General features: G+C 69.1%; 16 protein-coding genes. 4 read left to right on the forward strand and 12 right to left on the reverse strand.

Annotated features, from left to right (window positions below):
* Positions 1–56: 56 nt before the first annotated feature.
* The 6 genes from greA to DEIPH_RS16450 form a co-directional block, all read right to left on the reverse strand.
* Positions 57–527 carry a transcription elongation factor GreA gene (gene greA / locus DEIPH_RS16425; RefSeq protein ID WP_034360164.1) on the reverse strand — a complete coding sequence of 157 codons (471 nt, stop codon included), beginning with the start codon at positions 525–527 and terminating at the stop codon, positions 57–59.
* A 60-nt stretch (positions 528–587) separates the two neighbouring features.
* A complete protein-coding gene (locus DEIPH_RS16430; protein WP_034360166.1) occupies positions 588–1,664 on the reverse strand; it encodes a type IV pilus twitching motility protein PilT in 1,077 nt (358 codons plus the stop codon).
* Entirely contained in the window at positions 1,661–2,527 is an 867-nt protein-coding gene (panC, locus tag DEIPH_RS16435) for a pantoate--beta-alanine ligase (RefSeq protein ID WP_034360347.1), read from the reverse strand. The genes DEIPH_RS16430 and panC overlap by 4 nt, the downstream gene beginning before the upstream one ends.
* A 38-nt stretch (positions 2,528–2,565) precedes the next feature.
* A complete protein-coding gene (locus tag DEIPH_RS16440; RefSeq protein WP_034360168.1) occupies positions 2,566–2,934 on the reverse strand; it encodes a phage holin family protein in 369 nt (122 codons plus the stop codon).
* A gap of 53 nt (positions 2,935–2,987) precedes the next feature.
* Positions 2,988–4,592 carry an alpha-amylase family glycosyl hydrolase gene (locus tag DEIPH_RS16445; protein WP_034360170.1) on the reverse strand — a complete coding sequence of 535 codons (1,605 nt, stop codon included), beginning with the start codon at positions 4,590–4,592 and terminating at the stop codon, positions 2,988–2,990.
* 88 nt (positions 4,593–4,680) lie between these two features.
* A complete protein-coding gene (locus DEIPH_RS16450; protein WP_034360349.1) occupies positions 4,681–5,283 on the reverse strand; it encodes a septum site-determining protein MinC in 603 nt (200 codons plus the stop codon).
* 95 nt (positions 5,284–5,378) lie between these two features.
* Here DEIPH_RS16450 and DEIPH_RS16455 point away from each other — a divergent pair, with 95 nt between their 5' ends.
* Entirely contained in the window at positions 5,379–5,765 is a 387-nt protein-coding gene (locus tag DEIPH_RS16455; RefSeq protein WP_034360172.1) for a S1 RNA-binding domain-containing protein, read from the forward strand.
* 144 nt (positions 5,766–5,909) lie between these two features.
* On the forward strand, positions 5,910–7,202 hold the full coding sequence (locus DEIPH_RS16460; RefSeq protein WP_034360174.1) for a S1C family serine protease: 1,293 nt from the start codon (positions 5,910–5,912) through the stop codon (positions 7,200–7,202).
* 51 nt (positions 7,203–7,253) lie between these two features.
* Here the strand turns inward: DEIPH_RS16460 and DEIPH_RS16465 are convergent, their stop codons facing one another.
* Positions 7,254–7,532 (reverse strand): hypothetical protein, encoded by a 279-nt coding sequence (locus tag DEIPH_RS16465; protein ID WP_034360175.1) that lies wholly within the window; start codon positions 7,530–7,532, stop codon positions 7,254–7,256.
* 104 nt (positions 7,533–7,636) lie between these two features.
* Here DEIPH_RS16465 and DEIPH_RS16470 point away from each other — a divergent pair, with 104 nt between their 5' ends.
* A complete protein-coding gene (locus tag DEIPH_RS16470) occupies positions 7,637–8,509 on the forward strand; it encodes a PH domain-containing protein (RefSeq protein WP_081790971.1) in 873 nt (290 codons plus the stop codon).
* Here the strand turns inward: DEIPH_RS16470 and DEIPH_RS16475 are convergent.
* The 4 genes from DEIPH_RS16475 to DEIPH_RS16490 all read right to left on the reverse strand — a co-directional run bounded on the left by DEIPH_RS16475 (position 8,469) and on the right by DEIPH_RS16490 (position 10,697).
* Positions 8,469–9,272: a [LysW]-aminoadipate kinase gene (locus DEIPH_RS16475; RefSeq protein WP_034360177.1), complete on the reverse strand. Its 804-nt coding sequence runs from the start codon at positions 9,270–9,272 to the stop codon at positions 8,469–8,471. The two genes, DEIPH_RS16470 and DEIPH_RS16475, sit on opposite strands and share 41 nt — an antisense overlap.
* 74 nt (positions 9,273–9,346) lie before the next feature.
* On the reverse strand, positions 9,347–9,658 hold the full coding sequence (locus DEIPH_RS16480; protein ID WP_034360179.1) for a GNAT family N-acetyltransferase: 312 nt from the start codon (positions 9,656–9,658) through the stop codon (positions 9,347–9,349).
* Positions 9,655–10,260 (reverse strand): inosine/xanthosine triphosphatase, encoded by a 606-nt coding sequence (gene yjjX / locus DEIPH_RS16485; protein WP_051517462.1) that lies wholly within the window; start codon positions 10,258–10,260, stop codon positions 9,655–9,657. Before yjjX ends, DEIPH_RS16480 begins: the two co-directional genes overlap by 4 nt.
* Positions 10,257–10,697 (reverse strand): DinB family protein, encoded by a 441-nt coding sequence (locus DEIPH_RS16490; RefSeq protein ID WP_034360183.1) that lies wholly within the window; start codon positions 10,695–10,697, stop codon positions 10,257–10,259. Before DEIPH_RS16490 ends, yjjX begins: the two co-directional genes overlap by 4 nt.
* A 183-nt stretch (positions 10,698–10,880) precedes the next feature.
* Between DEIPH_RS16490 and DEIPH_RS16495 the strand changes: the two genes are divergently transcribed.
* Positions 10,881–11,339 carry a response regulator gene (locus DEIPH_RS16495; protein ID WP_034360185.1) on the forward strand — a complete coding sequence of 153 codons (459 nt, stop codon included), beginning with the start codon at positions 10,881–10,883 and terminating at the stop codon, positions 11,337–11,339.
* Positions 11,340–11,566: 227 nt separating this feature from the next.
* On the opposite strand, the gene DEIPH_RS16500 is transcribed toward DEIPH_RS16495, so the two are convergent.
* The gene (locus tag DEIPH_RS16500) at positions 11,567–13,837 is read right to left on the reverse strand and encodes a RelA/SpoT family protein (RefSeq protein ID WP_034360187.1); all 2,271 of its coding nucleotides are present in this window, start codon (positions 13,835–13,837) and stop codon (positions 11,567–11,569) included.
* Between the last annotated feature and the right edge of the window lie 245 nt (positions 13,838–14,082).

Here is a 14,082-nt window from a genome sequence, read left to right on the forward strand (position 1 = left end):
GAGGCACGGACCCTCCGGCCCCCGCCTCCCCACCGGCTGTCCCGGCTCAGCTGCTTTCAGCTGTACGTGACTTCCAGCACCTCGAACTTGGCCGTGCCCTTGGGCAGCGGCACCGTCACGGTCTGCCCGGCGCGTTTGCCGCTCAGCGCCTGGCCGATGGGGCTGGCGTCGCTGATCTTGCCCTTCAGCACGTCCACCTCGTAGGTGCCGACCAGCTCGAACTGCCGCTCGTTGCCCCTCTCGTCGCGCACGCGCACCTTTGCGCCCAGGCCGATGCCGCCGGACGTGTCCTCCTCGATGATCTGGGCACGTTCCAGCTGGTCTTCCAGCTCGATGATGCGCGCCTCGTTCTCGCTCTGCTGCATGCGTGCCTCGTCGTAGGCGGCACTCTCGCGCAGGTCGCCGTCGGCGATGGCGGACCCCATGTACTCGCTGATCTGCTCGCGGCGGGTGGTCTTGAGGTACTCCAGCGTTTCCCGCAGCTTGTCGTAGCCGCGCTGGGTCATGGTGATGCGGGTCTTGGTCATAGCGGTCCAGTATAGGCCATCAGCCTGTTCTGGAAATCTGCAGTCCGGCCCACGCCGCGCTCAGTACGCGAAGCCCGCGCGGGTGATCATCAGCTTCAGCTCGTGGGGGCTGGTGGCGGCGGCCTGGGCCTCTTCCAGCGTGATCAGGTGGTGGCGGTAGAGCTGCACCAGATGCTGGTCGAAGGTCTGCATGCCGCGAATATTGTCCTCGATCAGCGCGTCCTTGATCAGCGCCGTCTTTTCCTCGTCCTTGATGTAGTCCTGCACCAGGGGCGTGTTCAGCAAGACCTCGTTGCCCAGCACGCGGCCCTCGCCGTCCGCCCGGCGCAGCAGGCGCTGGCTGATGATGCCGACCAGCGACTCGGCCAGTTGCAGGCGAATCTGGTCGCGCTCGTGGGGCGGGAAGAAGTCGATGATGCGGTTCACGCTGCGCACGGCGTCCTGGGTGTGCAGCGTCGAGAGGACCAGGTGCCCGGTCTGCGCGGCGGAAAGCGCGGCCTCCACCGTGTCTTTGTCGCGCATCTCGCCGATCATGATCACGTCGGGGTCCTGGCGCAGCGCGTATTTCAGGGCGGTGCGGAAGTCGCGGGTATCCGCGCCGACCTCGCGCTGCACGACCAGACTTTTGCGGTTGCGGTGCAGGAACTCGATGGGGTCTTCCACCGTGATGACGTTGTAGGCGTAGGTCCGGTTGATGTGGTCGATCAGGGAGGCGAGCGTGGTGCTTTTGCCGCTGCCGGTGGGGCCGGTGATCAGGACCAGCCCGCGCGAAGCCGCCGCGAAGCCGCGCATGACCTCGGCGGGCAGGCCGAGCGTCTCGAAGCTGGGGATAGCGTCGGTCACGGTCCGCATCACGATGCCGACGGCCCCGCGCTGCCGGAACACGTTGCAGCGGAAGCGGCCCAGGCCGGGCACGCTGTACGCGAGGTCCAGCTCCTTGCGGTACTCGAAATCCTCCCACTGCTCGGGCGTCAGGAGGGCCTGCCCCAGCGCCACGGTGTCCGGGGGCATCAGCGGCTGCGTCCCGAAGGGCAGCAGGTGGCCGTCCACCCGGCCCATCGGGGGGCTGCCGACCTGAAGATGCACGTCCGAGGCGCGGCGGGCCACCATCTCGTACAGCAGCTCGTCGAGCGTCACGCTTCCCCACCCTCTGGCCCGAGGGGCACGGGCCACAGCGGCACATTGTCGATCAGCCTCACGCCGAACATTCGGGCGGCCACCAGCACGCGGGTCATGGGATCATTCTCCACACGCGCTCTTTCTTGCATGTCACTGTCCACGACCGTCAGGTAGTCGAGCTGCACTTCCGGTTCCTGCGCCAGCACCTCCAGGCCCGCCTGCCGCAGCTGCGCCGCCCCGCGTTCTCCCGCCGCTGCCGCCGCCTGCACCGCCCGCAGGGCACGGGAAAGAACGGTGGCCCGCGCCTGCTGCCCGGGCGTCAGGTAGCTGTTGCGGCTGCTGAGGGCCAGCCCCGACGCCTCCCGCACGGTGGGCACCCCCACGACCTCCACGGGCACATTCAGGTCCCGGACCATGCGCCGCACGACCGCGAGCTGTTGCCAGTCCTTTTCTCCGAAGTACACCCGGTCCGGCTGCACCAGGTTCAGCAGCTTCAGGACCACCGTCGTCACGCCGTCGAAGTGGCCCGGGCGCGAGGTTCCCTCCGGCGGGCCGGACACGCCGCTGACCGAGACGGTCGTGGCGTAGCCGGCCGGGTATATCGTGGCCGCGTCCGGATGGAACAGCAGGTCCGCACCCGCCGCGCCCACGACCCCCAGGTCACGCTCCAGATCGCGGGGGTAGCGGCCCAGGTCCTCGTTCGCCCCGAACTGTTTCGGGTTCACGAAGACGCTGACCACGACCACGCCGCACGCCCGCCGGGCCTGCCGGATCAGCGCGGCGTGCCCCTCGTGCAGGTAGCCCATCGTGGGGACCAGCCCCACGCGGCCCCCCCCGGCCAGCGCCGCGCGGAGTTCGGCGGGTGTGGTGACGACACGCAGATTGGGAGAGGGGGCGGTGGAGGAGGGGGTGGACGGTTTCAATCCCGCCCCCCGTCCAGGCCCAGCGCGCCCATCACGGCGTCCAGCAGCCAGCTGATGACGGTCAGGATCAGCGCGCCAAGGATGGCCGCCCCGAAGCTCGCCACATCCAGCGAGGTCACGTTCGCCACCAGCCACAGCACCACGCCGTTCACCACCAGCGTAAAGAGGCCCAGCGTCAGCAGGTTGATCGGCAGGCTCAGCAGCAGCAGCACGGGCCGGATCAGCGCGTTCACGATGCCCAGCACCAGCGCCGCGAGAATCACGCTCACGGCGTCCGTGCCCGGCGCGAAGCTCACGCCCCCGTACACCCGCGTCAGGAGGTACAGCGCCAGCGCATTCACCAGGAGCCGAATCAGGAAGCCCATGCCAGAAGCATAAGCCTCCTGCACCGGGGACCCCAGCTCCCGCGAGAAGTGCCCTACTGGCCGAGAAGGATGCGCGCCTCGTTCGGCCGCAGCGGCGCCCCGGCGCTGGGCCGGTCCTCCAGGCTGCTCAGCAGTGTCTGCCCGCTTGCCAGCTCACCCACCGCCCGCGTTTCCCCGCCGAAGTTCAGCAGCACGACCACGCGCGCCTCTCCCAGTGTCCGCTCGAAGGCGAACACGTCCGCGTGTCCGGTCTCCAGCGAGCGGTACTCGCCGCCCACCAGGGCCGGATGCTCGCGCCGCAGCGCTGTCAGGGCGCGGAAGTAGTTCAGGTCGCTGGCCGGGTCTCCCTCCTGCGCCTGCACGTTGACGCGGTCGGCGTCGTCCGCCAGGGGCAGCCAGGGGGTCACGGCCGCCGGGGCAAACCCCGCGTTCGGGCCGCCGTCCCACTGCATCGGCGTGCGCTCGGGGTCGCGGCCCGCGCCCGGCACGTCCGACTGCTGGAGGCCCGCCGGGTCCACCAGGCGCTCGGGGGGAATCGGCACGTTCTCCATGCCGATCTCGTCGCCGTAATAGGCGGTGGGGGTGCCGCGCAGGGTCAGCAGCAGCGTCTGGGCCACCCGGGACTGGTCCGCGCCCACCCGCGACCTGAAGCGGGGCTGGTCGTGGTTGCCCAGCACCCAGTTCGGCCAGGTCTGCGCCGCCCGGCAGGCCGCGTCGTAGCTGTCCGCGAAGGCGCGAATCTGAAGGGCGTCCCAGGGCAGCAGAATCAGGTGGAAGTTGAAGGGCAGATGCACCATCGGCGCGTCCGGCGTGCCCGCGTAGGGCAGCAGCTGTTCGGTGGGCAGGTAGATTTCTCCCACCATCATCCGGTCCTCGAACTCGTCGAGCACCTGCCGCAGCTCGCGGATATAGGTGTGCGTCTCCGGCTGGTCCTGGGTGTGGACATGCAGCAGGCTGGCGTGCTCGATCTGGCCGGGCTGCCACTCGGGGTTTGCGGGTTCGTCACGGAACGCCTCGTCCTCGGCCAGCAGCCAGATCACGTCCACCCGGAAGCCGTCCACGCCCCGCCGCATCCAGAAGCGCAGCACGTCCGCCATCGCGGCGCGCACCTCGGGATTGCGCCAGTTCAGGTCCGGCTGGCCCGGCAGGAACTGGTGCAGGTAGTACTGGCCGCTTGCGGGGTCGAAGGTCCAGGCACTTCCCCCGAAAAACGATTTCCAGTTGTTGGGCGGGCCGCCGTCCGGGGCCGGGTCGCGCCACACATACCAGTCGCGCTTCGGGCTGCCCTTGCCCCGCCGCGCCTCCTGAAACCAGGCGTGATCGGAGGAGGTGTGGTTGGGCACATAGTCCAGCATCACCTTCAGGCCCAGGCGGTGCGCCTCCGCGACCAGCGCGCCGAAGTCCGCGAGGGTGCCGAACAGCGGGTCGATGTCGCAGTAGTCGGCCACGTCGTACCCGAAGTCGCGCATCGGGCTGCGGAAGATGGGGGAGAGCCACACCGCTTCCACGCCCAGGCTCGCCACGTAGGGCAGCCTGGAGGTAATGCCGCGCAGGTCGCCCACGCCGTCGCCGCTGGCGTCCTGAAACGACCGCGGGTAGATCTGATAGATGATCCCGCGTTGCCACCACTTCAGCTCACCGGCCAGAGGCTGCGTCATGCCCAGAGCGTAGCAGGAAACTGGGCCGAACTGAAACGATTCAGAGAGGGGGAAGGTGCTGGCCTGTCCCCTGCGTTCCGTGCGCCGCCTACCGGTGCGCCTCGATCACGATCGTGCCGCCCTGTAGTCGGGCGAGTTCGGCGCCCCCCGGCCCTTCGAGCTTCTTCATGGTGCTAAGGCTGCTGCCCTCGGGGGCGCGGGCGACGGCGTCCCCGATGCGGATCTGCGCGCTGGCGATGGGCCGCGCCCAGACGATGGCGTCCGCGTTGCCGCCGTGCCCCGCGTGGACCACGCCGCGCAGTGCCCCCATCACGATCACGTCGCCGCCCGCCACGACCTCCGCGCCGGGATTCACGTCGCCCAGGATGACCACGCTGCCCCGGTAGTCGCCCCGGAAGCCCGCGCGCAGGCCGTGCGGCAGGATCACGGTGCGGGCGCTGCCTTCCTCGCTGCTGGCCGGCCCGGCCACGGTAACGCGGGGGGCGCGCACGCGGCCCGGTGTGCCCCCGGCGGCCCGGATGGCGGCCAGCGCGGCTTCCAGCGCGCCGGGGTCGGTATCGCCCTGCACTTCCAGGGTCACGTTCGCGCCGAGCAGCTCCGCGCGTGGGGCCAGCGCCTGCGCGACGCCCTCCGCCGTGTCGCCCGGTTCGAGAAGGAGGTTCATGCCGCCGAGCGTGCCGCGAAGCTTCATCGTCTTCACTTTACCTGCATGCTGGGCCGGCCCGTGAATGCAAGGCGGGCGGGCATGGTATAGAATGTGACTTATGCTGATTCAGGAGGGCACCCTTGGTGCAGCTTGATCCCGGCGCGGTCGTTGAAGGCCGCGTCACGCGCGTGACCGATTTCGGTGCGTTCATCCAGTTCGAGAACGGCGAGACCGGCCTCGTGCATATCTCGCAGATTGCGCACTCCTTTGTGCGGAACATCCACGACCACGTCCGCGAAGGCGAGAACGTGGAGGTCAAGGTGCTGGGCCGCGACGAGCGGGGCCGCCTCGACCTCTCCATCAAGGAGCTGCTGGAAGAACCCGAGGAAGTGCCGCGTCCCCGCGCCATCGGACGCCAGAGTCCGCAGTTCGAGGCCAAGCTGCGCTCCTTCATGCGCGACGCCAAGGAACGCACCAGCGGCGGCGGCGGCAAGAAAGGCCCCGCCCCGGCCAAACGCAAGAAGTAACGCCCCCCCCCGTCCCCCAGCGTCTTCCCCCAAAATCCAATACAGCATCCGGCCCCTGCCTTCCCCGGCGGGGGTCTTTGCCGGTCGGCCGGGCCAGCGCGCGTTTTAACCGCCGTGTAACCGGCGTGCGGCAGACTGCTGCGCATGAACAGGAATCTCTCGCTGCTGGCTCTGTCCGGAACGCTCGCGCTCGGCGCGTTTGCGGGCTTTGAATTGTCGGAGCGGTCGAGTGCGCAGGTGGCGGGGGCCGGGCTGACCGGCACGCCGCCCGCCGTGACCGCCCAGGCCAATCCCTCCACCCCGACTGTCCTCGACTCGGGCCGTGCCCGCACCGAGTCCGAGGCGAACACCGTGCAGGTCGTCAAGGACCGCCAGGACGGCTTGGTCTACGTCAGTGTCACCGAGAGCGCGCCGGACGGTCCCCAGGCCCAACTGCGCCGGCAGCTTCAGGACCAGTTCGGCTTCAGCCTGCCGGAGGACGGCGGCAGCGGTGGCGGCGTGCAGCAGGGCACCGGCAGCGGCTTTTTCGTGAACACGCAGGGTGACATCATCACCAACAACCACGTGGTCGAGGGCGCCAGCGAGATCACCATCCGCCTGCACGGCCACAAGCAGACCTACAAGGCGAAGGTGATCGGCCGCGCCCCCGATTTCGACCTGGCCCTGATCCGCGCCGAAGGGCTGCCGCAGGGGGTCATCAAGCCGATTCCGCTGGGCGACTCCTCACAGCTCGACGTGGGTCTCAAGGCCATTGCGCTGGGGGCGCCGTTCGGGCTGGATTTCAGCGTCTCGGAAGGCATCATCAGCAGCCTGGAGCGTACCGTGCCGGTCGGAACGAAGGAAGTCAACCAGAACGTGATCCAGACGGACGCGGCCATCAACCCCGGCAACAGCGGCGGTCCCCTCCTGAACAGTGCCGGGCAGGTGATCGGCGTGAACACCCAGATTCTCTCGCCCGCCGGAGCCGCCACCGGCGTCGGCCAGAGCGCGGGCGTGGGCTTCGCCATTCCCGTGAACACCGTCAAGCACCTGTTGCCGCAGCTCCAGGCCGGGGGCGAGATCAAGACGCCTACCCTGGGCATCCTGTTCACCGACCTGAGCGCCGTGCCGCAGGACCAGCGCCAAGCGCTTGGCCTCCCCGCCAGCGGCGCGCTGGTGCAGCAGGTCTACCCGGGCAGCCCCGCCGCACAGGCCGGGCTGAAGGGCAGCCCCCAGACCGCCGCGCCGGCCGGGTCAGGACCGGACCGGATCGCTGCGGGGGGCGACATCATCACCGCCGTGGACGGCCAGCCCATCACCGAGGGAGCTGACCTGAGCCGCGCCGTGATCGGCAAACGCATCGGGGATACCCTGCGCCTCACGGTGCGCCGTGACGGGCAGACCCGCGACGTGACGGTGAACCTCCAGGCGTTCTCGATTCCGAACAACCAGCAGTAGGAGCAGGACCGCTGAGGGGCCGGGCGCAGATGGCGTGCCCGGCCCTTTTCTTTACCCGAACAGCGGCCCCAGGTCCATCAGCACGCCGGTCGGCTGCGGGTCCCGGAACTCGTACCCGCCGAACACCTCCAGAAAGGTGGCGCGGGTAAGCAGGCGCGTCTGCTCACTTGGCCCGGTGGCCTGCACCTCCTCGCCCCGGGCGGTCAGTTGGTAGACGCCGATCTCGTGGAGCCGTGTCTTTTTGCCGTGGCCCTGCCGCGTGCAGGCGGTGACGGCGAACTCACGACCGCCGCGTGCGGCGAGGAAGGCGAGCAGGTCGGCGGGCAGCATCGGGAGGGGAGGATAGCGCAGGGGGGGCCGGCGGCACCTGGCACCTCCACCCCAGGTGATGACGGGGTGGTCCATCTGACGGGTTGCCCTTTAGAGTGGCCGTGATGGCCGAGCCTCCCCCGCGCGTGATTCCCACCGTGACCGTGCCCCCGCCGCGTTGGTGGCCGTGGGTGCGGTGGTTGCTGGTGGCCGTCCTCCTGGGATTGCTGGCCCTGCCCCTGCTGCCCGGGGTACTGCGTCGCCCGGTCTACGAGGTGCGGGGAGGGGAGATTGTCGCCCGCTCGGTCGCCTCCAGCCGGGTCATTCCTGCCGGGACGGGCGTGGACTGGGTGGAGGTGCGCCGCCTGCGGAAAACGGTCGGATCGGACGCACCGGGCTACGTGGTCGGGCGCTTCGAGGTGGCACGATTCGGGGAAGCGGACCTGTACACCGACGGGTCAAGCCCGGCGCTGGTCTTTCTCACGCGGCCCCGCGTCACGGTCCTGACACCCGCCGACCCGCACGCCCTCCTGCGGGTATGGGAGGCGGGGGAGACGGGCACCTTTTACCCGGCCCGGCCCCCGTCGGCCCTGTTCGCTGTGCTGATGGCGCTGGTTCTCCTGGGGCCGCTGGTGCTTCTGCTGCGCCCGGCGCGCATCCGCTACACCCTGCTTCCCGGCGAACTCGTCACACGCAGTATCCTGCACACGCAGCGGTTTCCACTGGACCGGACGAGCGCCGAAGTGACCCGCGAGGGGCTGGGCGTGCGCCTCTTCGGGACAGCAGTTCCGGGCTACCTCACGGGGACCTACGCTCTGAAGGCGGGCCGGGGCGGACGGGTGCAGGCCGTCGCCACCACGGCACGGCCTGATGCGGCGGTGCTGCTCACGCTGGACGGGACCACCTATTACCTCACGCCCGCCGACCCACGGGAAGTGCTGGCGCTGTTCGCGCCCCTCAGCTCACCACCGTCCCCGCTCCCGCCAGCGCCGCGCTGACCGGCTGCCCCGCGCGGGCGTCCCCGAAAATCACCCGCTTCACACCGCCCTGTACGGCTTCGGCGGCCCCCAGCACTTTCTTCTTCATGCGGTCCTGTGCGAAGGCCAGATAGCTGTCCACGTCATTCGCGGGAATGGCCGGAATCAGGCTGCTCTCGTCGGGGTAGTTTCGCAGCAGGCCCGGCACGTTGGAGAGCAGCAGCAGCGCGTCGGCATGCAGGGCAGCGGCCAGGGCAGCGGCGGCGCGGTCGCCGTCCACGTTGATGGCGACGCCCTCATAACTGGCGGCGGGTGGCGTCAGCACGGGCAGGTAACCCGCTCCCAGCAGCAGGTTCACCAGGTCCACGTTCACCCGCTCGACGGTGCCGGTGTGGTCGCCGCGCAACACCTTCACCTTGCCGTTCTCGACGGCGCGCACGCTGTCCTTGTGGCGGCCCTCGAAGATGCGGCCATCCAGCCCGCTGAGGCCCACCGCATTGACGCCGAGACGTTGCAGCCGCTCGACGATCCCCTTGTTCATCTTGCCGCAGTAGACCATCTCGAAGATTTCCAGCGTCTCGCGGTCCGTGAAGCGTGACGTGTACCCGCTGGGGCTGGTCACGAAGCGCGGCGGGTGCCCCAGTGCTTCTGCCACCCGGTTCGTCTCGCCGCTGCCGCCATGCACCAGCACGAAGCGCTGCCCCGCCTGCCACAGCGCGGCGAGGTCGGCGCACACCGCGTCGTAATCAATTCCGGCGCTTCCGCCCACCTTCACGACGATCATGCTGGTGAAGGTAGCATACGTTAAGCTGGATAGGTAAAGAGTTATCGGATGGAAAGCAAAAGCGCGGCTTCTTCCTACAGCCCGAAGACGCCCCGCTGTCCCGGCTGCACCAGCTCCGTGTACTCGGGGTGTTCGCGGATGTAGGCGGCCACGAACGGGCACATCGGCACGACTTGGCAGCCCTGCGTGCGGGCGTCGTCCAGCGCCACCTGGACGAGCTGCGAACCGAGTCCCTGGCCCTCGTGGCCTTCCTCGACCTCGGTGTGGGTGAACATCAGGGCGTCACCCGCCGGGCGGTACTCAGCGAACCCCACCACCCGCCCGTCCTGCCTGATCTCATAGCGGCTCTCGGCCTCGTTGTTGGTCACCTGCGCTTCGCCAGTCATGCTTCAGGGTATAGCCCCGCTCCGCCATACAGGCCGTCCCTTAAGGGAGTCGCAGCCAGGGCCACCGCCTGTCGCCACACGTCCGCGCGGGTCACCAGCCCCCCGGTCAGTGCCCCCACGCTCCCCACCCCGCGCTTGAGGTCCTTCATCCCCAGCACGTCGTCCATCACCGGCCCGAGTTCCTCGCCCGCCCGGACCCGCGCCGCGACGAGGGGAGGCAGGCGCAGGTCCGCCGTGCGCGACACCTCCACACGCACCCGGCCCTTCCAGGCGTGCGCGACGGCCACTACACCGAACAGCCAGCCGTCAGGTCCGGCAAACGTCACGCCACCTTCCAGCCCCACACCCCAGCGCGCGCGGCCCCAGCCCTCCGCCTTTCCGCTGAGGGCCAGGGCCGCGCGTGCCCGGTTCACGGCCCCCTCGCGCGTCTGCGCCTCCCCGAGGGGCTGGTCGGGAACGCCGCTGGCGACGGCCACACCCTCCACGCTCGCGCCGGGCCACCAGCCCTGGAAGACGTCCCGGACCGGCTGCACCTTCGCGGGGTTCAGGCTGCCCACCGAGACGCGCGGGGGAGGAGCGTCTGTCGCGGCATCCCCAGTCACGGCGTTCCCTCCCCCTGCGGCCCTTCCGGCGGCGACCACTCGCCCAGCACCCGCCGCAACAGGGCCACCTGGCCCCAGTGATAGGCGCTGTGCGCGGCCAGATCCGTCAGCACCTCCCGCGCCCGCTCGGAGGGCCGCTCAGCCAGGGCGCGTGCCTCGGCCAGGCCCAGCCGCAGCTCGGTCAGGCAGGCCGAGAACGCGGCCTCGTCGGGCAGGTCCGGCCAGATGTCCAGGCCCTCCGGCCAGGTTTCCCTTTTCCCCGAGGCGAGGTCGAGGCTGGCCCGCTGCGTCACCGCGAGGTGCGCCAGCAACTCTGCGAGCGTATAGGGCACGCCCGGCACGCTCTGGGCGGCGGCCCCCAGGGTCAGGCCGTCCAGCAACGTCTCCGGGGCCGGGAAGATCGCGCCGCCCCCCAGCGCCGATTGCAGCAGGTTCATGCCCGGCAGCCTAGCCCACGGGCCGCCCGCCGCGCGGGAGGGGAGGGGGAACACGCGGCCGGGGCCTGCGGTCCAGCAATGCCAAAGGGAACCTCAAGGGAGCGTTGTGCGCACCTGAAGCGCGCGTTCAGCCATCTGTCAGGCCCGGGCGGCACACTGCGGGTAGCTCGACAGGAGACAGAGATGTGTATGCCGGATGCCACCCCCATCGAAATTCTTCTTGTCGAGGACAGTGAACCCGACATCCTCCTGACCGAGGAAGCTTTTGCCTCTGCGGGCGTCGCCAACCGCCTGCACATCACCCGTGACGGCGTGGAGGCGCTGGCCTTCCTGAGACGGGGCGACGAGTATGTGGACGTCCCCCGCCCCGACGTGATCCTGCTCGACATCAACATGCCCCGGATGAACGGTCTGGAGGTGCTGGCCGAACTCAAGCGTGACCCGCTGCTGATGACCATTCCCGTCATCATTCTGACCACCAGCCAGGCCGACGAGGATATTCTGCGGTCCTACCAGGCGCACGCGGCGAGTTATATGGTCAAGCCCATCGACTTCAGCCACTTCTATGAGGCGATTCAGGCCCTCGGGCGCTACATGCTGAGCATCGTGCGCGTGCCGCCTCCGTCCCGCACGCAGTTATAAGACGAACGCCGGTGGAATCGTTGACGAAGTGATTCCATCCGGGCGGGAGGAGCAGCGTCCTCAGGCGTCTGTTCGCGACGATGCGAGCAGGAGAACAGACGGGTTCCGGGAGATAGCTGGACTTCCGACGCTATCCCAGGAGTCAAGGAAGCGGACGCAATCCGTAGACCTCCAGCTTCCCGCAGCACAGGCTGATTCTGGGGCTACGGGCCGGGAAACGCTCCGGTTCAGGCGCTCACCCGGCCCCGGCCCCCGTTCTTGCCGGTCCGCAGGACGTCGGTAATCCCGGAAACGCGCAGGATCGCCGCCCGCAGGGTTTCCAGATCGGTATTGCCCGTCACGGCCACCCGCAGGTAGATGTGGGCGGTGCTGTCGGCACCCACGCCCGCCTCGACCTTCATCGGGCTGCGCTTCTCGGCGGCCAGCACGCTCAGCACGTCGGCCAGCAGGCCCGGACGGTCGGGGGCGACCACGTCGAGGTCGACGATGGTGCCGCCCGGCGTGCCCGAATCCCAGGAGGCGGCCACGCACCGCTCGGGTTCGTCTTTCAGCAGCCGGATCATGTTGGGGCAGTCGATGCGGTGGACGCTGACGCCCCGCCCCCGCGTGAGGTAACCCATGATCTGGTCGCCCCGGATCGGGTTGCAGCACTGCGCCAGCTTGGTCGTGGTGGTAAAGCCCTCGACGTACACGCCGCCGGGCGCGGGCGCTTTGGGGGCCGCCGGACCGCGCCGGGCGGGGACATTCGACTGTTCCTGCGCCAGACTGGGAGAGAGCAGGCGGCCCACCGCGCTGGGCGTGGTCTTGCCCGCGTGCAGCGCCAGATACAGGTCGTCGGGGTTGCGGGTGCCGACCAGCTTCTGGGTGGCCTCCTCCAGCAGCTTGGTCCGCATCAGCTGCCGCACCGGAAGCTGCCGCTTGCGCAGGTAGCGTTCCAGCAGGTCGTGCCCGTGCTGGAGGGCCTCCTCACGCTCCTGCTGGCGGAAATGGTGCCGGATCTTGGACCGGGCACTGCGCGTGACCGCGAAGTTCAGCCAACCCTGGCTGGGTTTGCTGTTCTTGCTGGTCACGATCTCGACCATGTCGCCGTTGTCCAGCTTGTGCGACAGCGGCACGATGCTGCCGTTCACCCGCGCCCCCACGGTCGTCTCGCCGATGCGGGTATGGATGTGGTACGCGAAGTCGATGGGCGTGCTGCCTGCCGGAAGGCTGATCGCCAGCCCCTTGGGCGTGAAGACCCGCACCCGCTGCGAGAGGATGTCGGTCTTGACCGCGTCGAGGTAGTCGCTGGCGTCGTTGATCTCGTTCTGGAGTTCGCGCAGCTGGGAAATCCAGTTCTCGCGGTCCTTCTGCGCCAGCGCCCCGCCCTGCTTGTACATCCAGTGGGCCGCCACGCCGTATTCGGCGACCTCGTGCATCCGGCGGCTCCGGATCTGCACCTCGATGGGCTGGCCGCTCTGGCTGATGACGGTGGTGTGCAGGCTCTGGTAGCCGTTGGGTTTGGGCACCGCGATGTAATCCTTGAAGCGGCCCGGCAGCGGCGTCCACATCGAATGCACGATGGAGACGGTGTGGTAGCAGATGCGTTTCTCGCGCGTCTCCTCGGCCCGCTCGCGGCGTTTCTCGTCGGTGCCGGGGGGCACGGTCAGCTCCCTGGGCGTGAGGATCACCCGGATGGCGAGCAGGTCGAAAATCTGCTCCAGCGCCTTGCCCTCCTTCTGCATCTTGTTGTGGATGCTCCAGAGGTGCTTGCTGCGCCCCGCGATGTCGATGTCGCTGACCCACTCGGGCAGTTCGAGGTCGTCTTCCAGCGCCTCACGCAGTTGCACCACCGCCCCCTGAATCAGGGCGTCGCGTTCCTCCTGCCGGGTGCGCAGGCGGGTCTGGAGATACTGGTAGGCGTCGGGCTGGAGGTACTGGAAGCTGAGGTCTTCAAGTTCCCACTTGATCTGCCCGATGCCGAGGCGGTGCGCGAGCGGCGCGAAGATGTCCATCGTCTCGCGGGCGATCCGCACCTGCTTTTCGGGCTTCATGCTGCCGAGGGTCCGCATGTTGTGCAGCCGGTCGGCCAGCTTGACCACGATGATGCGCAGGTCGCCCGTCATGGCGATCAGCATCTGGCGCAGGTTCTCGGCCTGCATGTCACGCCCGGTGTCGCCCACCTCGGCCTGCTGGCTGCCCTGCTTGGACAGCTTGCTGACCTTGGTTTCGCCCTCCACGATGCGGCGCACGTCGGGGCCGAAGTGCTCCTCGATCACCTCGAAGGTCACGCCGTCCACGTCCTCGACCGTGTCGTGCAGCAGGCCGGCCATGATGCTGTCGGTGTCCATCCCCAACCCAGCCAGGATCGTCGCCACCGCGACCGGGTGGGTGATGTACGGTTCGCCGCTGCGGCGCTTCACGCCTTCGTGCGCGTCACGCGCGAATTCGTAGGCCCGCTCGATCCGCGCGCGCTCTGCTGGCAGCCTCTCCGCGATCAGCGGGCGGAGTTCCCCCATGCCGTGTTCGGAAAGACCATGTTCGGACGGGCCATGCACGCGGGGCAGAATAGCGCGCGGAGCACGGCCGGAAGGGTGGGACAATCACCGGTCGCCCGCGCCGCGCCGGCCAGGTGAGACGCCCCCGATCGGAGCGGCGCCTTATCTGCTAGAATCTCCGTTTGGGTGTCCCGCCCACGCCAGCACTCCGGGAGTCTTTGCAGGAGTTGCCGTGCGGCGGGCTTTTTCGTGCCTACCAGAGCAGA

The sequence above is a fragment of the Deinococcus phoenicis genome, assembly GCF_000599865.1.
GTDB classification, from domain to species: domain Bacteria; phylum Deinococcota; class Deinococci; order Deinococcales; family Deinococcaceae; genus Deinococcus; species Deinococcus phoenicis.